The sequence below is a fragment of the Arthrobacter gandavensis genome, assembly GCF_039528575.1.
Taxonomy (GTDB): Bacteria; Actinomycetota; Actinomycetes; order Actinomycetales; family Micrococcaceae; genus Arthrobacter_B; species Arthrobacter_B citreus_B.
On the sequence record NZ_BAAALV010000002.1, the window covers coordinates 712,905 to 732,595 of the forward strand.

Sequence of the window (19,691 nt, forward strand, 5' to 3'; positions counted from 1 at the left end):
GGATACGGGCAGTTTCTGTAATCTCGTTCGTTTGAAGGCAGTTAGTCGATGACCGCGGTCAGCGATACTCCGGTGTCCGTCACGGAGAGCCGGGCGCCAAAGGTGAAGTCCTTCTCCTCGACCAGCGGGCTCTGCGCGCCGGAGAAGAGATCGGTCTGGGTGGCGCTGACGCGGGCCTTGCCTTCCAGCGGTGCCAGCACCCAGTGGCCGTCCGCGGGGGAGATTTCGACCGTGGGGTACTCGAGGATTTCCCAGGTGATCGGGGGTTCCACGCGGTTATTCGTGAGGTGGTAGAACGGGCAGCCCGGGGGCGCAAGGCGGTTCTGTTCGCCGGCACAGTTGTCCAGGAACTCTCGTACACGTGCATCCACGGTCTCCACCAGGTCCTTCGTGGCCTGGCTGCGCAGCGTCAGGTCCACCGACTCCCCGGGCGCAGCAAGGACACCGGACTGCTCAGGCGCCTCAAAGTAGCCGCTGGTGTAGGAGGCGGCCACACGCGAGGGGTAGAACGCGGCGAAGGTGTTAGTGCCCTCAGGCAGCAGGACACGGGTGCCGTTCAGCTGGGCTTCATTCTGGTTGGGTGCGTTGACGCGCACCGTTGGCAGGCTCTGCGGGCGGAAAGTCCACTCGTCAAAGAACATCCAGCGGGAACCGGTCTGCTCCAGTTCGAACGTGGACTGCTGCTCGGCGCCGTCCAGCCGGTAGCTGACTACAACGTTGGTGCGTCCGTCCACGGACGTGGCGACCTCTTCCATGCCCAGCACCTCAAGGCCTTCGGTGGAAGCCCGCAGCGCGTCGGAATCCAGAAGCGCCGCGTTGGCCTGGGGGACCTCCGCGTTGAGGATGCCCAGGGCAAGGGCCCCGTTGCCGTCCTGGAGGGCCTGGAAGTAGTTCTCCACCTGCTTGGCCGGACCGTAGACCTTGGCATTCACAAGCCAGATAACGACGACGGCGGCCGCGACGGAGAGCATGAGGGCAGTGAGCCAGATGGTGACTGCCTTGATTACCGGTGATGATGCCTGCACGCTCTTACGTTACCTGCCGTTGCCGTGCACAACCGACCGAAGGCCCCGGCATGGGGGCCCTTCGGCCAGCTGACCAGCTTAGGAATCGGCGGCGGTGGCTGCCGTCTCCTTGACTTCCTCGCGTGCCATGGCGATCTCTTCGGCCCGCCGTTCGTTGGCTTCTTCCGTGAGTTCCGCCCCCGCTTCGGGGTCCCGTGTGAGGTTCTCACCGGATTCGGGATCGAAGAGGTGGATCTTGCGGGTGTCCAGCCACAACTCGGCCTCGCGTCCGCCGCGCACCCGGCTGGCGGCGTCGAGCGTCACCACGATCTGGGGGCGCAGCTCGTCCGCATCCATATCCTTGGCCAGGTTGTCCAGGAGCTCCCGGACCTCCGGCGTGGGATCGAAGTGGATGTAGCCGTACTGTTCGTTCCCCAGCCATTCGGTGTGGGAGATGTGCGCCTTGAAGGTGGAGCCGTGGGCTTTCTTGTCCCCTTCGACCAGGGACGCGTCCTCGAAGAACTCGGGCCGGATACCCACCATCACGACTTTCTTCCCTGCGGCCTTGGCAGCCTTTGCCTCGGGGACCGTGATGTCTCCCACAGCGGTCTCCAGGACGTTGCCGTCCTTGATAGTGGCAGGAAGGAAGTTCATTGACGGAGAGCCGATGAACCCGGCAACAAAGAGATTGATGGGCTGCTCGTAGAGCTCCCGCGGCGAGGCAACCTGCTGCAGGATTCCCTTCTTCAGCACGGCTACCCGGTCGCCCAGGGTCATGGCTTCGGTCTGGTCATGGGTTACGTAGACGCTGGTGACGCCGAGGCGGCGCTGCATCTGCGAGATCTCCGAGCGCATCTGTCCGCGCAGCTTTGCGTCCAGGTTGGAGAGCGGCTCATCGAAGAGGAAGGCGTCAGCCTGGCGGACGATTGCCCGTCCCATGGCCACCCGCTGCCGCTGCCCGCCGGAAAGGTTGGCAGGCTTGCGGTCCAGGTGCTCGGTCAGCTCCAGCGTGGCAGCGGCCTCATTCACCAGCCGCTTCACCTCGCCGTCGCTGTACTTGCCTTTGTTCAGCCGAAGCGGGAAGGCAATGTTCTCGAACACGGTGAGGTGCGGATACAGGGCATAGTTCTGGAATACCATGGCCAGGTTCCGGTCCCGGGGAGCCTTGTCATTGACTCGCTCCCCGTTGATCAGCAGGTCACCGGAGGTGATGTCCTCCAAGCCCACGATCATTCGAAGCAGGGTCGACTTGCCGCAGCCGGAGGGCCCCACCAGGATGATGAACTCACCGTCGGCAATGTCCAGGCTGACGTCGTTGACGGCCGGGAAACCGTCCCCGTACTTCTTCACGAGATTCTTGAGCGTAATAGATGCCATGCTCATGGCTCCTTTTCTAGTACCGTGCGTCTCGGGCTAGCCCTTGACGGCGCCCTGGGTTAGTCCGGATACGATCTGTCGCTGGAACAGCAGTACGAGTACAACGACCGGGATGGTCACAATGATCGCTGCTGCGGAAATTGCTCCGGTTGGCGCCTCGAACTGTGATGCACCGGTGAAGAATGCCAGCGCAGCCGGAACCGGCCGCGCCGCGGAGGTCGAAGTGAGGGAGATCCCGTACACGAAGTCGTTCCAGGCGATGAAGAACGCAATGATCGCCGTCGTAAAGACGCCGGGTGCGGCAAGCGGAACGATGGCCTTGCGGAACGCCTGCCACGTGGTGGCGCCGTCCACCTGTGCTGCCTGTTCCAGCTCCCACGGAATCTGGCGGAAGAAGGCGGCCAGGGTCCAGATGGAGATGGGCAGGGTGAGGGAGAGGTAGGGGATGATCAGGCCCAGCCAGGTGTCGTAGAGACCGATGTTCCGCCAGAGGTTGAAGAGCGGGGTCACGATGGAGATGACCGGGAAGATCGAGACCCCAAGGGCGGTGGTCAGCACGAGCTTCTTGCCCGGGAAGTCCAGCCGGGCGATTGCGTAGGCGCACAACGTCGCCAGCACGACGGCGATGAACGTGGCGATCAGCGAGATGCCGATGGAGTTCCGCAGCGCGGACAGGAAGAGTTCCTGGGCGTCTCCGACCAGGATCTGTTCGTAGTTCACAGTGGACCAGTTGGTCGGCAGGAAAGTGCCGGACGTCAGGTCGCTGGGAAGCTTGAAGGACGTCGCGAAAATCGATGCGACAGGGAACAGCGCATAGACGATCACCAGGATGGAGATGATGGTCCAGGTTATGCGCCTGCGTATCGGTGACGATTCCATTTAGTTGCCCCCTCGTGCGCCGGTCAGGTCCACCTTGAAGAGTTTGATCGCGATGAAGCAGATCAGGATGACGCAGAGGAACAGCAGGACGGAAACCGCCGAACCCATGCCGATCTCCAGCCTGGTAATGGATGTGCGGTAGGCCAGCAGGGACAGCGTTTCAGTGCCGTACGCACCCTTGGTCATGATGTAGACGTTGTCGAAGATGCGGAACGCGTCGAGTGCGCGGAACAGGACGGCCACCATGATGGCAGCCTTCATGTTCGGCACGATCACCCGGGAGAACCGCTGCCACCAGGTGGCGCCGTCGACTTCGGCCGCTTCCGTGAGCTCACCGGGGACCTGTGCGAGGCCGGCCAGCAGGAGGAGGGAGATGAACGGCGTCGTCTTCCAGATCTCCGAGGCCATGATGACGGTGATGGCGGTGCCGAAGTCAGCGAACCAGTTCAGGTCGGTGCTGATGCCCGGAACCCAGCTGAACCAGTGGTTCACGTACCCGGAGTTGATGTCGAAGGCATAGAACCAGGCAAACGCGGACACCACGGTGATGATGCCGTAGGGCACCAGGATCGCCGTGCGCAGCCAGCCGCGGACGGCCTTCAGTGCGCTGTTCATGACCATGGCCAGGGCGAAGCCGAGGACCAGCTCGATGACCACGGTGACCACCGTGATCAGCAGCGTCACGCCCAGGTCCCGCCAGAAGACTTCATCCGTGAGGATGGTGGCGTAGTTGCTGAGGAAGACGAACTCCCGGTCATCCGGCGCAGTCAGGCGGTACTTGAAGAGCGAGTCCCACAGGGCCAGGAGGATTGGATAGGCGGTCACGGCCAGCATGATGATGAACGCCGGCCCGGCCAGCCAAAAACCCAGACGCCGTTCAGCCTTGGCCCGGTCGCTTAACCCGGGTTTGCGTCCTTTGGGACTGCCGCCGGCGGCGGCACGTGTCTCGACTGACGTACTCATAGCAGCCTCTCTCCCTTCAGGACCTCAAGAATGAACTGCTGGCTGGTTTCCGGGGTGGTGTCCGGATTGACGTCCTGCGGAGGAGTCCAGGTCTGCTGGATACCCGTGGAGATTTCGTTGTAGTACGGAGTCTGCGGCCGGGGTTTGGCCAGATCCAGCGATTCGCGGATCGTCCCTGCCATGGGGAACGTATCCACCACTTCCGGATCGTTGTACGCGTCCGGGTTGGATGGAGGATTGCCGTTCGTTGCGAAGTAGAAGGCCTGGTTCTCCGGGCTGACAATGCACTCGATTGCCTCAAACGCCAGGTCCGGATGCTTGCTCTTGGATCCAACGCCCAGATTGATACCGCCCAGCGGGGGAGCGGTTTCCTCGCCCTCGTTGACCTGCGGGTAGAGGGCCCACCCGATGTCGTCGATCAGGGAAGCAGGCAGGGCGCCTTCCTCGACGGCCGCGTTGGTCGCGGGCCAGACGAAGGGATAGTTGACCATAAAGGCGCCCTGGTCACCCTGGAACTGGATCATCGAGAAGTTCTCGGTCTGGGTCGGAAGACCCGGGCCGCCGAGGCCTTCCTTGCCGATGGTGGAGACGATTTCGGCGGCCTTCTTCCCGGCGTCGGAGTCGATGCCCAGCCGGATCTCATCGGCAGAGGCGTCCGGGTTTTCCACGATCTGCCCGCCGGCTGATTCGATCAAGGCGTTCACCCATACGGTCATGGACTCGGCCCGGGCGCCCTGGACGCTGAGGTACTTGTCCTGGCTGGCAACCGCTTCGATCAGCTGGTCCCAGGTGACTGGCTGGGTCATGTCCAGGCCGGCTGCCTCGGCTACGGACTTGCGGTACCAGAGGATTTGGGTGTTGGCCCAGAACGGGACGGCAACAACCTCGTCCTTCCACGTGGCACCGGCAAGGGCACCTTCAAGGACATTCGCGGTGGTGCGTTCGCGCACATCGTCAGGAATCGGTGCCAGGTAGCCCGGTTCTGCGTATTCAGGGACGTTAGGCGGGTCCAGGCTCATGATGTCCATGCTGGTGTCACCGGCTGCGAGCCGCCGCGCCAGCTGCTCCCGCTGCGACGGGGCGTCGTTGGGAAGCAGCGAAGTCTCAATGGTGTACGCCCCGTTCGAAGCGTCAGTGCACCGCTTCGCGAGTTCGGCCTGGCCGCCGTCGTCCGGGTTGATGTACCACGTCAGGGTCGGCGCAGAACCGGAATCCGAACTGCAGCCTGCCAGCAGAGTGGCACCGACGGCGAGGGCGAACCCCGCAGCTGCAGACTTCCTCATCCGGTGTCTGCCGTGATGTTTTGCACCTTGTGGCATGGGTATATGCCTCCACCTCGTCGTAGGCACGGACTTCAGTGATGTTCCGCGAAAGGAAGCTCAGCAACCTTTCGATCGACCATATGCCCTGCAAGGTGCATTGCGCCACAGTTGTTGCGGGTAAACCCGTGAAACCTCAGGTGGCAAGGGTGAAGCTAGGTGTTCGAAGCCGCGAACGGCGGGCGCTGGGTGCCCGGAGTAAGTGCCTCGGCAGGATCGGTGCCGAGCTCGATAATGCGGTTGCTGCCGTCTACATGGACCACGGCAGGAACATAGGCGCGGGCTTCTTCGGTGCTCATGTCCGCGTAGGTGATCAGGATTACCTTGTCCCCAACGTTGACCAGGTGCGCTGCGGCCCCGTTGATGCCGATGACGCCGGATCCGCGTTCACCGGCGATGGTGTACGTTTCCAGCCGGGATCCGTTGTCTACGTCCACGATGGCAACCAGCTCGCCGGGAAGGATGTCCGCTGCGTCGAGCAGGTCCTCATCCACGGTCACTGAGCCTACGTAGTGGAGATTTGAATGGGTGACGGTGGCCCGGTGGATCTTGGACTTAAACATTTTGCGGTTCATAGCGTGTTCAAGTGTACGCCCGGCCCGGGGCAGCCTTCCGGCAAAGAAAAGCACCTCCGGCGCGGGGCCGGAGGTGCCGCCAAACATCAGATTGGAGCGGGCGACGGGAATCGAACCCGCGTATCGAGCTTGGGAAGCTAGCGCTCTACCATTGAGCTACGCCCGCACTGTGCCGGTGAAGCACCGGCACAACAAACCACTTTACATGTCTTTGGCATCAGCAGCCTAAAGCCGTATCCCGGTACGCCTCGAGTGCCGGGCGCCGGTAATGCTAGGCCCGGCGGGCCTCTTCGCCGTCCCTCGCCCGATCCACCAGTTCCCGCCAGCGCCCCTTGAGGGAAGTTTCAGGAATGGTGACTGCCTGCTGGCCCACGCGGATCTCATACGTGAAGCGGTCTGGACCGTCGGCAGCTTCCTGCGGCGGCTCCTGGAGCAGGGGAAGCCAGCGTTCCTCAGCTTCCTCGGAACTCACCTCGCTGCTCCAGGTGCGCCGCATTCCAGCCATGCCTCCGGTACGCACCACAACCAGTCTCATACCATGACATTAACCTCTTGCCATGCGGCCTGCACAGCGGAACTTTCTTCGCTCCCGGCCCCGTAGCGCTTTTCAGCCGCCGTGATGGTAGCGGCGGCGAAGACCGAAAAGGTGCAGTCCGCCGGGAAATTGGGCTCCGTGATGGTGTCATACCAGACCTGGCCTGCGCGTTCCCAGGCGTAGCCGCCCAGCCGCATCGAGGCGAGGTAGAAGGCATGGTTCGGGATTCCGGAGTTCAGGTGCACGCCGCCGTTGTCCGAGGTGGTTTCCACATAACCGGACATGTCCGCGGGCTGGGGGTCCTTGCCCAGCACGTCGTCGTCGTATGCGGTTCCGGGAGCTGCCAGCGACCTGAGTGCAGAGCCGCTGACCTCCGGCGTGAACAGGCCCTCACCCACTAGCCAGGAGGCTTCGCCGGCGGTTTGTCCCAGCAGTTTCTGCTCCACCAGGCTGCCGAAGACGTCGGAGACGGACTCGTTCAGTGCCCCCGCCTGGTCCTGGTAGACCAGCTTGGCGGTGTACTGGATGACGCCGTGGGTAAGTTCGTGGCCGATCACGGTAAGGGACTTGCTGAACCGTTCAAAGACTTCACCGTCGCCGTCGCCCAGGACCATCTGCGCACCGTCCCAGAAGGCGTTGTCATAGTCGCGGCCGTAGTGCACGGTAGCGAGGAGCGGCTGACCTGCCCCGTCAACGGAGGACCGCCCGTAGGCCTCCTCATACAGGGCGTAGGTGGCACCCAGCCCGTCATAGGTTTCATCCACGGCAGGGTCCCCGCTTGGTCCGGAGCCCTCAGCGCGCACTTCCCTGCCTGGCAGTTCCTGCCGCTGCATGGCATCGAAGACGGTGCGGCGGAGCTTGGGACTGAAGGCGGTCCCGGATGACGGGGCCTTGGCGGTGCGGCCGAGCTGCCTGGTTTCAGCCACGGAGGTGAACTCCATGAGTGTGCGCCGGGCAGCGTCGGCAGCAGCAGCGAGCCGGTCGGGACGTTCAGCGATCCGGGAGAGCAGATACGGCGGAACGATCGAGCAGTTCATTGGGGAAGCTGGGAAACAGGTCACTTTACAGCCCTCCATCTGTAGTGAGTTTCCCCAGAGTAGACGCCGCCACCCCCACGGCAAGGCCGGGGCCGGCAAAACCGGGCCGTCTTGGCCAAAGGGCAACCTAAATGAGCCTGCTGTCCGCCGGAACTAGCCTTCGGAGGGATCCGTTCCTGCCGGCGCCCCACCGCCGAAAGCGGCGACGACGGCCTGGACGCCTTCAGGGCCAAGCTCCAGTCCCAGCGAATTTCCGGGGTTGATGGCCAGGCCGTAGCCCGGAGCGATGCTGCGCAGCGTCGCCTCGCCGGATGCCTTCACCATGATGGGAGCAGTGTCGCGGATGCGCTGCGGAATCCGCTGTGCATCGGTGAAGGTGGCAGCGACGGGGGACGCGCCTTCGGGGGACTTCAGGACCAGTGCCTGGAAACTTGCCGGGTCGTCCTCGACCGTCAGCCGGCCGACGCTGAGCAGTTCGGAATTCCAGATGGCCGTGATGACGTCCTGGTTGCTGATTGTCCCGGCCTGCCCGGAGACGATGGCTTCCTCCAGTGCGGTGGCGGGCTCGGGGGCGCTGGGCCGCGAACCTCCAGCAGTGCCGGTTTCCTGTGTGGTGCCGTCCATGCCGGCGTTGCTGTTCTCGGTGCCGTTGTCCAAGGGGACCTCCTCTGGAGGGTCGGATGCATAAACCGCCAGTCTTCCACAGCCCGGCCGTGGCGCAGAAGCCGTTGGCACGGTGCTGCGGTTACCGTGAAAGCCAGCACGGCAGTACACGGGGCCTGGGCCCCCACGACCAGCCACATATGGAGCAGCGATGAGCGTAGACCGGAATACAAGGGATCTGGAACCGGAAATCGAGCGCGATTTCAGCCGGAAAATGAGCTATGGCTCCTACCTGGGGCTCGATGAGCTGCTCTCCGCCCAGCACCCGGTCAGCGGCCACCATGACGAGATGCTGTTCATCATCCAGCACCAGACCTCGGAACTCTGGCTGAAGCTGGTGCTGCACGAACTGAGGGGCGTCCGTTCGCGGCTGATGGCTGATGACCTGCGCTCGGCCATGAAAGGCATTGCCCGGATCAAGCACATCCAGCGCTCGCTGACCGAGCAGTGGTCCGTGCTGGCAACGCTGACGCCGTCGGAGTACGCCGAGTTCAGGGGCGAACTTGGCGCTTCCTCCGGCTTCCAGTCCTACCAGTACCGTGCGGTGGAGTTCCTGCTCGGAAACAAGAACGCAGCCATGCTGGAGGTGTTCCGTTCAGACCCGCAGGCACAGGCGCTACTCGCGGAGCTGCTTTCGGCCACCAGTGTGTACGACGAGTTCATCGCGGCCCTGTCCCGCCGCGGCTACCGGGTGCCGCAGGACCTGCTGGAGCGGGACGTCACGCAGGCACACGTCTTCAACGCATCCCTGATGGACATATTCCGCCACGTGTATGAGAACCCGGCCGAGAACTGGGACATCTACGAGGCCTGCGAGGAGCTGGTGGACCTGGAGGACAATTTCCAGCTGTGGCGCTTCCGCCACCTGCTGACCGTGCAGCGCACCATCGGCATGAAGCGGGGCACCGGGGGATCCTCCGGTGCGCACTTCCTGCGCAGTGCGCTGGACCTGACGTTTTTCCCCGAGCTCTATGCGGTCCGCACCGAAATCAAGCAGGCATGAGGATGCGCTATTTTTAGAAGGTGCTGATATCTGACCGCGACATTCGAGCCGAAATTGCCGACGAGCGGATCGTCCTTGATCCCTACGACCCGGCCATGGTCCAGCCCTCCAGCGTTGACGTGCGGATCGACCGCTACTTCCGTCTTTTCGACAACCACAAGTACGCGCACATCGATCCCTCCCTGGACCAGCCGGACCTCACCCGACTGGTAGAGGTGGCTCCGGACGAGCCCTTCATCCTGCACCCGGGAGAGTTCGTCCTTGGCTCGACGTATGAGCAGGTCACCCTTCCCGATGACATCGCCGCCCGGCTTGAGGGCAAGTCCTCGCTGGGCCGGCTCGGGCTGCTCACCCACTCGACTGCAGGGTTTATCGACCCCGGCTTCTCCGGCCACGTGACCCTTGAGCTCTCCAACATGGCCACCCTGCCCATCAAACTGTGGCCGGGCTCGAAGATCGGCCAGCTGTGCTTCTTCCGGCTTACCTCCCCGGCTGAGCACGCCTACGGCTCCGGAGCCTACGGAAACCGCTACCAGGGCCAGCGCGGCCCGACGGCGTCGCGCAGCTACCAGAACTTCCACCGCACCAGCATCTAGGGGCCGGAGCGCCGCCGGTGCTCCAATACTGTGGACACCGGCACGGCACGGTGCCAGATTGTGCGCATGGAACCCGCAGAACCAGAAGAGCTGACGGATTACCTCGCAGCCCTGGACCACCCGATGTCCTCCGTGGTGCGGCACCTTCGTGCGGCCATTCTCTCCGTGGATCCCCGGATCCACGAGAACATCAAGTGGGGCGCCCCGAACTTCGCCCTGCGTGATGACTTTGCCACGTTCAGCCTGCGCCGGCCGGAGAACATCCAGGTTGTCCTCCACACCGGCGCCAGGCCGAAGCCCGACCACCGAGAAATCACCGTCACCGACCCGCGCAAAGTGCTTCGGATGGCGGGCCGGAACAGGGGAGTGGTGACCTTCTCCAGCCGGGCGGCCGCCGAAGCGGCCATGGACGACTTCACCGACGTAGTCCGCCAGTGGGTCGCGCAGCTGGAATAGGCGCTAGACCTCCGGCACCACGGCCTTCGGTGTCTTTCCCGGGGCCCGGACCGGCAGCAGGGCCAGCAGTCCCAGCAGCAGCACGAGCAGGATGCCGATGATGCCGTAGCGCTGCGCCCCGAAGATGGCAATGAAGGCAGCGAACAGCGACGGCGCCAGGAAACTCACGGCGCGGCCGGTGGTTGCGTAGAGCCCAAAGAGTTCCGACTCCTCGCCGTCCGGCGCGAGCCGCGCCAGGAACGCCCGGGAAGCGGACTGGGCCGGCCCGACGAAGAGGCACAGTGAGAGGCCAAAGACCCAGAACGTCGTATCCCCGGTCCATTCAAGGCCAAACAGGCTCACATCCTCCGCGCCAAGGACAGCGATGACCGTTCCTGCCAGCAGCAGGCCGGTCAGCGCCCCGACAATCACGGGCTTGGGGCCGATCCGGTCATCGAGGAAGCCGCCGGCGAAGGAGCCTGCTGCGGCAATGACGTTTCCGAAGATGGCGAACATGATCACCTGGGGCAGCTCCCAGCCGAACGTTCCGCCCGCAATGATGCCGCCGAAGGTAAAGACTGCCGCCAAACCGTCGCGGAATACCGCACTCGCCAGCAGGAAAAAGATGGTGTGTGGGCTGGTCTTGTAGATGGCCCTAATCCGGCGGAACAGCAGCCCGTAGGAGGCGAAGAAGCCGATCTTGGCGGCCTTCGTCCGCGGGACCTCTGGGACCGTGAAAAAGATGGGCAGTGAAAAGACCAGGAACCAGGCGGCGGAGAAGAGCGCCACGGCACGGATGTTCTGGCCGTTCTCCGACGTGACGCCGAACCAGCCGACGTCCGGATTGATGAATCCCACCAGCACCAGCGCCAGGGCAGCGATACCGCCCACGTATCCCATGGCCCAGCCGAAGCCGCTGACCCTGCCGATCGTGCCGGGCGTGGAGACCTGCTTGAGCATCGCGAAGTAGTTCACGTTGGCAAACTCGAAGAACACGTTGGCCAGGGCGATCAGCGCAACGCCAAGGAGCAGGAAGTTCTCACTCGGATAGACGAAGAAGCACAGGCCGGTTGCCACGCATACCGCCACTGTGTTCACGCCCAGCCAGAGTTTGCGCCGCCCGCCGGCATCAGAGCGCTGTCCGGCAACCGGAGCCAGCACGGCCACCAGTACGCCGGCAATCGCCAGACCTGCGCCAAGCACCGCCGAAGCGTGATCTTCGCCACCGAACGAATCGGATGTGAGGTAGACGGTGAACACGAAAGTCGTCATGACGGCGTTGAACGCAGCCGACCCCCAGTCCCAGGAAGCCCATGCCCAAACCTCCCGCCGTCGCGCCTTAGCAGGGGCGCCGGAGTGCCCGGGGGTTGCGTGCGTCATCGAAGCCATGCTCCAGATGCTAGCGGGCCAAAGCGCACGGAAGGTGAACGGACGCGGCCCGGTTTGTTCATGAACCGAATGTGACCGGCGCTTATGCCTCCGTTAGAATAAACAAAGCCCCTCGACCCGACGTTGATAACTAAAGCTGTGTTCTGACCTGTAAGGCCCATTAGAGAACCCGGGAGATCTACGTGCTGTTTGTGCTTACCGTTCTATTTGCGGTGGCACTAGTGGCGCCCTTATTCTTCCGCCGAATGGGCAGGTCGGCCTTCTACCTCCTGGCTGCGGTTCCTGCCGGAGCGTTCGTCTGGCTCATGGCTACCTATCCCCGGTACATCGACTCGGACCAGTCCCTGGCATCAGGCGCTCCGAATGCACCGCCGTCGGTCATCATCGGCTGGATCCCGGACCTGCGCGTGGAACTGGCGTTCCGCATGGACGCCCTCTCCGCAGTCCTCGCCATCCTCATCCTGGGCGTCGGCTCCCTGGTCCTGTTCTACTGCGCCCGCTACTTCCGCCCCGAAGACCCCAAGATGGGCAGCTTCGGCGCACAGCTGCTGGCCTTTGCCGCAGCAATGTTCGGTCTCGTGACCGCAGATGACCTGATCCTGCTGTTCATCTTCTGGGAACTGACCACCATCCTGTCCTACCTGCTGATCGGCTACGCCGCGCACCGGCTTTCGGCCCGCCGTGCAGCCCTGCAGGCGCTGATCGTCACCACGTTCGGCGGCCTGGCGATGCTGGTGGGCATGATCATGCTCGGCTCCGCGGCCGGGACCTACCGGATTTCCGAGATCATGGCGATGGCACCGGAGCTGGCGGCCAGCGGCGTCATTGTGGACGTCGCCATCGTGCTGCTGCTGATCGGTGCGGTATCCAAGTCCGCACTGTTCCCCTTCCATTTCTGGCTCCCTGCCGCGATGGCGGCCCCCACCCCGGTCAGCGCCTACCTGCACGCCGCGGCGATGGTGAAGGCCGGCATCTACCTGGTGGCGCGCCTGGCTCCGGGTTTCTGGGAAACCACCTACTGGACCCCGGTCATCACCGTGCTGGGCCTTGCCACCCTGCTCCTGGGCGGCTGGCGCGCCCTGCGCCAGCACGACCTGAAGCTGATGCTTGCCTACGGCACCGTCAGCCAGCTCGGGTTCCTCACCCTGGTAGTGGGCCTGGGCAACCGCGAAGCCGCGCTGGCAGGTCTTGGCCTGCTCGTGGCGCACGGGTTCTTCAAGGCAACGCTGTTCCTGGTGGTGGGCATCATCGACCACCAGGCCGGTACCCGCGACATCCGCAAGCTTTCCGGCGTCGGGCGTTCGGCTCCCATACTGGCCGTTGTCGCGGCCATCGGTGCGGCGTCCATGGCAGGGCTGCCGCCGCTGCTGGGATTCGTGGCCAAGGAATCCGTCTACGAGACCTACGTCCACTTCGCCGAGGAACAGGGCACGCCTACGGCCGTAGTGCTGCTCATCGGCGTGGTTGCCGGTGCCATCCTGACCTTCGCGTACAGCTGCCGGTTTGTGTGGGGCGGCTTTGCCACCAAGGAATCCTGCAAGCCCACGGCGTTCAAGGCCATTCCGTGGCCGTTCCTGGCACCTCCGGCGCTCCTCGCTGCTGCCACCGTTTTCTTCGGCCTCTGGCCCAAGCCGCTGGACACGATCATCAGCCCCTACGCAGACCTTTACCCGCTGGAAGGCGAAGCGACGCACCTGGCGCTCTGGCACGGCCTGACCCTGGCACTGGGCCTCACTGCCCTGACGATCGCGGCCGGCAGCCTGCTGTTCTTCCAGCGCACCCGGATGGAGAAGTTCCAGGCCCGTGTCGCCAGCCCGCTGGATGCCGAGCGGTCCTACCGCGGCCTGATCGGCATCCTCGACGACGCCGCTGTCTGGGTCACCGGCCGTACGCAGCGAGGTTCGCTGACGTTCTACCTCTTTGTCATCCTGAGCATGGCAATCGTTACCCCGCTGAGCGCTGTTTTGCTCCGCAACGCGCCAATGCCGGAGAACTTCTACTGGTTCGATACCCCGCTCCAGGCCGTGGTGGGCGTAGCCGTGGTGATTGGTGCCGTGGGCGCGGCCCGCGCCAACAAGCGGTTCCTGGCCGTGCTTATGGTCAGCGTCAGCGGCTACGGCATCGCCCTCATCTTCGCCCTGCAGGGCGCGCCGGACCTGGCCCTGACCCAGATGCTGGTGGAGACAATCGTCCTGGTGGCCTTTGTCCTGGCACTGCGTTCGCTGCCTGCCCGGCTCTGGAAGCGTGAACCCACCGGCCAGCGGCTGCTCCGTGCTCTGCTGGGAATCAGCTTCGGCGCTGCCATGGTGGTCTTTGCGATGTCCGCAATGGCGTCCCGGGTCGCCGAGCCCATCTCACTGTCCTACCCCGAACTTGCCTACAAGGGCGGCGGCGGACTGAACATCGTCAACGTGACCCTGGTGGACATCCGCGCCTGGGATACCTTCGGCGAAATCTCCGTCCTGGCCATGGCCGCCACCGGCGTCGCATCCCTGATCTTTATCCGCGGCCGCGGCGACAAGCGCCGCCGCGCCAACGAAGTGGCAACCGGTTCAGTGGACCGGGGCCGCGAGCACTTCGCCTCCTCCGAGCGTGAAGCTGCAACCCTGGCGCTGGCCCGCAAGTTCTCCTCCGTGGCACGTGAAGCCTGGCTGGTGGCGGGCCGGACTCTCGCCCCCGAACGCCGCTCCATCATCTTCGAAGTTGTCACCCGCCTGCTGTTCCACTCGGTGATCATCTTCTCCATCTACCTGCTCCTTGCGGGCCACAACACCCCCGGCGGCGGTTTCGCCGGCGGCCTGATGGCCGGACTGGCACTGACCATCCGCTACCTCGCCGGCGGACGCTTCGAGCTTGCCGAAGCAACACCCGTCAGCGCAGGCGCGCTGCTGGGCGGAGGCCTGGGCCTGGCAGCACTCTCCGCAGCTGCACCGCTGTTCTTCGGCGGGCAGGTCCTGCAGAGCGCCATCATCGAATTCACCTGGCCGGTCTTCGGGGACATCAAGTTCGTCACCTCCACCATCTTCGACATTGGCGTGTACCTGGTGGTGGTCGGCCTGGTCCTCGACGTCCTGCGCAGCCTCGGCTCGGAAATTGACGAACGCAGCGAAGGCGGTTCGGACGACGACGATGACCTGGTGGAACCCGAACCCGAAATGCTGGAAACGGAAGGAGTGTCCCGATGAGCGTCAACATCACGCTGCTGCTCATCATGGGCGCACTCTATGCGGCAGGCATCTACCTGGTGCTTGAACGCAGCCTGACCCGGGTTGTCCTGGGCCTTGCCATGATGACGAATGCGACCAACATCCTGCTGCTCGCAACAGGCGGCTACCAGGGACTGGCACCGCTGTTCAACGCCGAAATCCCGCCGGAAGACTACAACGATCCGCTTCCGCAGGCCTTTATCCTCACTTCCATCGTCATCTCCTTCTCAGTGACCGCCTTCATGCTGGGCATCATTTACCGTTCCTGGGTGCTCGGCCGCCAAGACGAGGTCCAGGACGACATTGAGGACCGCCGCGTGGCCAGCCAGAGCAGCTACGACGCGGAAGACGACGCCGATGTCCCCGAGGACACGACTGAGTTCACGCCGGCTGATGAGGCCGAAGAAGCACCCGGTTCGCAGCGCGGACAGGGCACCGGACCAACAGGAGGGGCAAAACGATGAACGCTTCCAGTTTTGCCCCGCTCGCCGTCGTCCTTCCGTTCTTCGGTGCGGCGCTGGCGTTCCTCCTGATCCGGCACCAGCGCTCCCAGCGCATCGTCTCCATCAGCGTGCTCACCCTGACCCTGGTCCTGGAGTGCTTCCTGCTGGGCGCCGTCTGGCAGACCGGTGCGCAGGCGGTCAACCTCGGCGGCTGGATGCCGCCGTTCGGCATCACCATGGTGGTTGACCAGTTCTCCGCGCTGATGCTGGTGGTCTCCACCGCCATCAGCCTCGCCGTGCTGATCTACGCCGCCGGCCAGGGCATGACCGACGGCGATGAAGACGGCCCGATTTCGATCTTCCATCCGACCTACCTGATCCTGGTGGCCGGTGTTTCGAATGCGTTCCTGGCCGGAGACCTCTTCAACCTGTATGTCGGCTTCGAGATCCTGCTGACGGCCAGCTACGTGCTGATGACCCTGGGCGGCACCACACCGCGCATCCGCGCCGGCGTGACCTACGTCGTCGTCAGCGTCATTTCCTCGGTGCTCTTCCTCACTGCCATCGGCATGATCTACGCAGCGACCGGCACCGTGAACATGGCCGACCTGGCAATCAAGCTCGGGGAACTGGACCCTGGCACGCAGATGATGCTGCACCTGATGCTCCTGGTTGCCTTCGGCATCAAAGCTGCAGTGTTCCCGCTGTCCTTCTGGCTTCCGGACTCCTATCCCACGGCTCCCGCGCCGGTCACCGCAGTGTTCGCGGGCCTGCTCACCAAGGTTGGCGTCTACGCCATGGTCCGGACCGAGACCCTGCTGTTCCCCGGAGACCGGATCAACACGCTGCTGATGGTGGTGGCGGGCCTGACCATGCTGGTGGGCATCCTTGGTGCCCTGGCCCAGACCGACATCAAACGTATGCTCTCCTTCACCCTGGTCAGCCACATTGGCTACATGGTCTTTGGCCTGGCGGTGGCCTCGGTTGTAGGCATCGGCGCGGCGGTCTTCTACGTGGTCCACCACATCACCGTCCAGACCAGCCTGTTCCTGGTCACCGGCCTGATCGAACGCCGGGGCGGCACGGCCAACATGGACCGTCTGGGCGGGCTGGCCCGGCTGTCCCCGCTGCTGGCTGTGCTGTACTTCATTCCCGCCATCAACCTGGCCGGCATCCCGCCGTTCTCCGGCTTCCTGGGCAAGCTGGGGCTGATGCAGGCAGGCGTGGACCTCGGAACGCCGCTGGCCTACGTGCTGGTTGCCGCCAGCGTGCTGACCTCGCTCCTCACCCTTCTGGTCATGGCGCGGGTCTGGAACCGCGCCTTCTGGCGGACCCCGGAGGACGCTGTCCATCCGGATCCGATCCTGCTGGCCACTACGACGGACGGCAGCACTGTCCGCGATTCCGGCAACGTCAGCGGACAAAGCAACGGGCGCTTTGGCGGCCGTTCCACGGTAAACCTGCTGCCGAAGTCCATGGTCTACCCCACTGTTGGCCTGGTGGCGCTGGGTGTGTCGCTGACTATCCTGGCGGGTCCGCTGTTCTCACTGAGCGACGACGCAGCGCAGGACCTGCTGGACCGCACGCCCTACATTGAAGCCGTCCTGGGCGAAGGGAGTGCACCGTGACCAAAAAAGCACGCATGCGCAGCCATCCCCGGATTCCGCTGCTGAAGGAACTGCCGCTGATCATCTGGCTGGTCCTGCTCTGGGGCGCCCTTTGGCAGGACTTCAGCCTGGGCAACCTGGTTTTCGGCGCGATCATCGCCTTCGTCGTCACCAACATCTTCTACCTGCCGCCCGTGGACCTGTCCGGCCGGTTCAACCTCCTCTACGCTGCGGGCTTCGGTGCCCGGTTCCTCTGGAAGCTGGTGATCGCCAGCTTCCACGTACTCTGGCTCGCCACGGTCCATGGGCCCCGGATCAAGAACGCCGTCGTGGCTGTGAAGCTTCGCAGCCACTCGGACCTTCTGGTCACGGCCACCGGCCACGCGCTGTCTCTGATCCCCGGCTCGCTGGTGGTGGAAGTGGACCGCTCCACTTCCACGCTCTACCTGCACTGCCTGGGAGTGGACAGCCAGGAAGCCGCGGAGAAGATCCGGGATGACGTGCGTGCCACCGAATCCTGGCTGATTCGGATGATGGGCACCAAGGAAGACCTGGCACTGGTCCGGGCTGAACAGAAAGACCTGAAGGAACTGCGCGCAGGGGAGGTCAGCCGGTGACTGCTGTAATCATCGTTGTCTCGGTCATGCTGGCTGTAGCTGCCGCAGGGGCCATCTTTCGGATTATCCGCGGACCGTCCATCCTTGACCGGGTTCTGGCTGCAGACGTGCTGCTGGCGATTGTCGGCGGTGCCCTGATAGTGGACATGGTCGTTTACCGGAACCTCGACTTCCTTGCCCTGGTGATCGCGATTTCGCTGATCGGCTTCATCGGCTCCGTGACGGTTGCCCGCTTCGTAACGGACCGGAGGTAGCCATGAGCGAGACTGTGATTGACGTGATCGTGGCGGTCCTGCTGCTGGGCGGCGCCACTATGTCCCTGGCCGCGGCAATCGGCCTGACCCGCTTCCCGGACCTGATGAGCCGGATGCACGCTGCCTCCAAGCCCCAGGTGCTTGGCCTGCTGCTCTTCCTGCTGGCCATGGCCGTGGAGTTCCGCAGCTGGGTGCTGCTGCCGGTGCTAGCCCTGTGCTGGATCTTTATGCTGCTCACTGCTCCGGTCTCAGCCCACATGGTGGGCCGCGCCGGGTACCGGACCAAGCACCTGCGTCCAGAGCTGCTGACCATTGATGAGCTGGATGACGTTGTGGAGCGCGCCCAGCAGCTGATGTTCGAGGCCACGGCAGAGAAGCAGGAAGCAGACACAGAGGCGGATCCGAAGGTCGACGACGACCCCGGCCAGGAGCCGGACGGTACCTATTACACCGGGGACCTTAGCGACGAGGACCTGGCGCGGACCCGTGCCGAAGCCGAAGCCGGCAAGCTGCCGCCCGGGCGCAGCCGCGAGGGCTGAGCCGGATTCTCCAAAACACCATCGAGATGACAGAAACTGCCCGTATGAACGCTCATACGGGCAGTTTCTGTTATCTCGATGGTGCTGAGACGGAGCTAGACGACCTCAGGGGTGCGGTTGTAGCGGGCGATTGCGCGCTGCGTGCCGCGGTTGGTCAGCACCCGGATCACTTGGCTGACCGCGCCGGAAACCAGTGCGAAGATGACCGCCGAACGAAGGCTTGCGTCCAGGGCGCCGTCCTTGTCCTTGGGCGGCTCATTACCCGTTGCCTTGGTCCAGGCGAAGTCCAGGATCTTGGCCGAGGCGAGGCCCGCGCCCACGCTGACACCGGTACCCAGCAGTTTCAGGATCAGGTTCATAAGTGCTCCTTGGCGTTGTGCGTTGGTGTTTCTCCCTACGCTACCCGCCGCTGCCGGATTCTTCTCCGCACGGCGTGTACAGTGGACCACGCATACACACGACAGGGGAGCGCCGCTTCCCGGCTCCGGAGGGTATCCGGATGCCGGTTTTCGGGCGCTGAGAGTGCGGACCAAGCCGCAGACCCTCGAACCTGCTCCGGTTAGTACCGGCGAAGGGAGTCGAGATCTCAGGGGTGCACCGCCGCAGGCGGTTTTCCCTCCCCTCCTGAATCCAGGAGGAACCTTCCATGCAAGAAACCACCCGGTCCCTGGCGCCGTCCCGTTCATCGTGGCGCGTCGTGGACATCGTCGTCGCATCCGTCCTTGCCGTAGCCACCGGCGTAGTGTTCTGGGCCTGGTCCCTGGCCTACGGCGGAGTCGCTGCCCTCTTCCTCGCTTTCCCCCCGTTGGGCGGGCTTTACACCGGCGGCTGGCTGATCGCCGGCGTGCTGGGCGGGCTGATCATCCGCAAGCCGGGAGCCGCACTGTACTGCGAGGTCCTTGCCGCCGCCGTCTCCGGCGTGCTGGGTACCCAGTTTGGCCTTTCCGTGCTGCTCTCCGGGGCCATCCAGGGCCTGGGCGCCGAACTGGTGTTCCTGCTCTTCCTGTACCGGAAGTTCACGCTGCCCGTTGCCCTACTGGCGGGCCTTGGGTCCGGCCTGTTCCTCGGGGCGAGCGAATCGATTCTCTACATGCCCGAATGGGCCCTCCAATGGCAGGCGCTGTACACCGTCTTCGCCGGGGTGTCCGGGCTGGTGCTGGCCGGGCTGCTCTCCTGGCTGGCGGTGCGGGCGCTGGCAAAGACCGGGGTGCTTTCAGCCTTCGCGTCCGGACGCACGGCGGACGTGTAGA

The 19,691-nt window shown here is 64.1% G+C and carries 20 protein-coding genes, 1 tRNA gene, 1 pseudogene and 1 riboswitch; of the genes and pseudogenes, 10 read left to right on the forward strand and 12 right to left on the reverse strand.

All coding sequences use genetic code 11. From position 1 onward, the window contains the following. Positions 1 to 41 precede the first annotated feature (41 nt). From ABFX29_RS06580 to ABFX29_RS06625, 10 genes are all read right to left on the reverse strand, one after another. Positions 42 to 1,025 carry a nuclear transport factor 2 family protein gene (locus tag ABFX29_RS06580; RefSeq protein ID WP_152225932.1) on the reverse strand — a complete coding sequence of 328 codons (984 nt, stop codon included), beginning with the start codon at positions 1,023 to 1,025 and terminating at the stop codon, positions 42 to 44. Between the two features lie 78 nt (positions 1,026 to 1,103). Continuing rightward, positions 1,104 to 2,381, reverse strand: coding sequence for an ABC transporter ATP-binding protein (locus ABFX29_RS06585; RefSeq protein ID WP_152227244.1), 1,278 nt, complete (start codon positions 2,379 to 2,381; stop codon positions 1,104 to 1,106). A gap of 36 nt (positions 2,382 to 2,417) precedes the next feature. Then, the gene (locus ABFX29_RS06590) at positions 2,418 to 3,260 is read right to left on the reverse strand and encodes a carbohydrate ABC transporter permease (protein WP_152225935.1); all 843 of its coding nucleotides are present in this window, start codon (positions 3,258 to 3,260) and stop codon (positions 2,418 to 2,420) included. Next, positions 3,261 to 4,223, reverse strand: a complete 963-nt coding sequence (locus tag ABFX29_RS06595) for a carbohydrate ABC transporter permease (protein ID WP_152225937.1) — start codon at positions 4,221 to 4,223, stop codon at positions 3,261 to 3,263. After that, positions 4,220 to 5,506 (reverse strand): extracellular solute-binding protein, encoded by a 1,287-nt coding sequence (locus ABFX29_RS06600; RefSeq protein ID WP_152225939.1) that lies wholly within the window; start codon positions 5,504 to 5,506, stop codon positions 4,220 to 4,222. The genes ABFX29_RS06595 and ABFX29_RS06600 overlap by 4 nt, the downstream gene beginning before the upstream one ends. A gap of 191 nt (positions 5,507 to 5,697) precedes the next feature. Then, positions 5,698 to 6,117 (reverse strand): aspartate 1-decarboxylase, encoded by a 420-nt coding sequence (panD, locus tag ABFX29_RS06605; RefSeq protein ID WP_211372334.1) that lies wholly within the window; start codon positions 6,115 to 6,117, stop codon positions 5,698 to 5,700. Between the two features lie 92 nt (positions 6,118 to 6,209). Beyond that, a tRNA-Gly gene (locus ABFX29_RS06610) sits at positions 6,210 to 6,283 on the reverse strand. A 105-nt stretch (positions 6,284 to 6,388) separates the two neighbouring features. Beyond that, positions 6,389 to 6,652 carry a protealysin inhibitor emfourin gene (locus ABFX29_RS06615; protein ID WP_152225941.1) on the reverse strand — a complete coding sequence of 88 codons (264 nt, stop codon included), beginning with the start codon at positions 6,650 to 6,652 and terminating at the stop codon, positions 6,389 to 6,391. Next, the gene (locus ABFX29_RS06620) at positions 6,649 to 7,689 is read right to left on the reverse strand and encodes a M4 family metallopeptidase (protein WP_152225944.1); all 1,041 of its coding nucleotides are present in this window, start codon (positions 7,687 to 7,689) and stop codon (positions 6,649 to 6,651) included. The genes ABFX29_RS06615 and ABFX29_RS06620 overlap by 4 nt, the downstream gene beginning before the upstream one ends. A gap of 153 nt (positions 7,690 to 7,842) precedes the next feature. Next, positions 7,843 to 8,346, reverse strand: a complete 504-nt coding sequence (locus ABFX29_RS06625) for an SseB family protein (RefSeq protein ID WP_152225946.1) — start codon at positions 8,344 to 8,346, stop codon at positions 7,843 to 7,845. 157 nt (positions 8,347 to 8,503) lie between these two features. On the opposite strand from ABFX29_RS06625, the gene kynA reads away from it, so the two are divergent. The 3 genes from kynA to ABFX29_RS06640 all read left to right on the forward strand — a co-directional run bounded on the left by kynA (position 8,504) and on the right by ABFX29_RS06640 (position 10,407). After that, positions 8,504 to 9,355, forward strand: coding sequence for a tryptophan 2,3-dioxygenase (gene kynA, locus ABFX29_RS06630; RefSeq protein WP_152225948.1), 852 nt, complete (start codon positions 8,504 to 8,506; stop codon positions 9,353 to 9,355). 20 nt (positions 9,356 to 9,375) lie between these two features. Continuing rightward, positions 9,376 to 9,951: a dCTP deaminase gene (gene dcd, locus ABFX29_RS06635; protein WP_152225951.1), complete on the forward strand. Its 576-nt coding sequence runs from the start codon at positions 9,376 to 9,378 to the stop codon at positions 9,949 to 9,951. Between the two features lie 66 nt (positions 9,952 to 10,017). Continuing rightward, the gene (locus ABFX29_RS06640) at positions 10,018 to 10,407 is read left to right on the forward strand and encodes a DUF1801 domain-containing protein (RefSeq protein WP_152225953.1); all 390 of its coding nucleotides are present in this window, start codon (positions 10,018 to 10,020) and stop codon (positions 10,405 to 10,407) included. Between the two features lie 3 nt (positions 10,408 to 10,410). On the opposite strand, the gene ABFX29_RS06645 is transcribed toward ABFX29_RS06640, so the two are convergent. After that, entirely contained in the window at positions 10,411 to 11,766 is a 1,356-nt protein-coding gene (locus ABFX29_RS06645) for an MFS transporter (RefSeq protein ID WP_246167359.1), read from the reverse strand. Positions 11,767 to 11,957: 191 nt separating this feature from the next. Between ABFX29_RS06645 and ABFX29_RS06650 the strand changes: the two genes are divergently transcribed. The 6 genes and pseudogenes from ABFX29_RS06650 to mnhG form a co-directional block, all read left to right on the forward strand. Further along, positions 11,958 to 14,960: a Na+/H+ antiporter subunit A gene (locus ABFX29_RS06650; protein ID WP_152225957.1), complete on the forward strand. Its 3,003-nt coding sequence runs from the start codon at positions 11,958 to 11,960 to the stop codon at positions 14,958 to 14,960. Further along, positions 14,957 to 15,445, forward strand: a complete 489-nt coding sequence (locus ABFX29_RS06655; protein ID WP_152225959.1) for a Na(+)/H(+) antiporter subunit C — start codon at positions 14,957 to 14,959, stop codon at positions 15,443 to 15,445. Before ABFX29_RS06650 ends, ABFX29_RS06655 begins: the two co-directional genes overlap by 4 nt. Continuing rightward, positions 15,442 to 17,052, forward strand: a complete 1,611-nt coding sequence (locus ABFX29_RS06660; protein ID WP_152225961.1) for a Na+/H+ antiporter subunit D — start codon at positions 15,442 to 15,444, stop codon at positions 17,050 to 17,052. The genes ABFX29_RS06655 and ABFX29_RS06660 overlap by 4 nt, the downstream gene beginning before the upstream one ends. 14 nt (positions 17,053 to 17,066) lie before the next feature. Then, the gene (locus tag ABFX29_RS06665; protein WP_152227248.1) at positions 17,067 to 17,648 is read left to right on the forward strand and encodes a Na+/H+ antiporter subunit E; all 582 of its coding nucleotides are present in this window, start codon (positions 17,067 to 17,069) and stop codon (positions 17,646 to 17,648) included. A 26-nt stretch (positions 17,649 to 17,674) separates the two neighbouring features. Then, entirely contained in the window at positions 17,675 to 17,902 is a 228-nt protein-coding gene (locus ABFX29_RS06670; protein ID WP_152227250.1) for an MrpF/PhaF family protein, read from the forward strand. A gap of 2 nt (positions 17,903 to 17,904) precedes the next feature. Then, positions 17,905 to 18,246: pseudogene (gene mnhG, locus ABFX29_RS06675) on the forward strand (monovalent cation/H(+) antiporter subunit G); the annotation flags it as partial. Between the two features lie 290 nt (positions 18,247 to 18,536). Here mnhG and ABFX29_RS06680 read toward each other — a convergent pair. Next, on the reverse strand, positions 18,537 to 18,800 hold the full coding sequence (locus ABFX29_RS06680; RefSeq protein ID WP_152225966.1) for a DUF4235 domain-containing protein: 264 nt from the start codon (positions 18,798 to 18,800) through the stop codon (positions 18,537 to 18,539). A gap of 93 nt (positions 18,801 to 18,893) precedes the next feature. Then, positions 18,894 to 19,035: riboswitch (TPP riboswitch) on the forward strand. A gap of 52 nt (positions 19,036 to 19,087) precedes the next feature. Between ABFX29_RS06680 and ABFX29_RS06685 the strand changes: the two genes are divergently transcribed. Further along, entirely contained in the window at positions 19,088 to 19,690 is a 603-nt protein-coding gene (locus ABFX29_RS06685) for an ECF transporter S component (protein WP_152225969.1), read from the forward strand. Position 19,691: the final 1 nt, after the last annotated feature.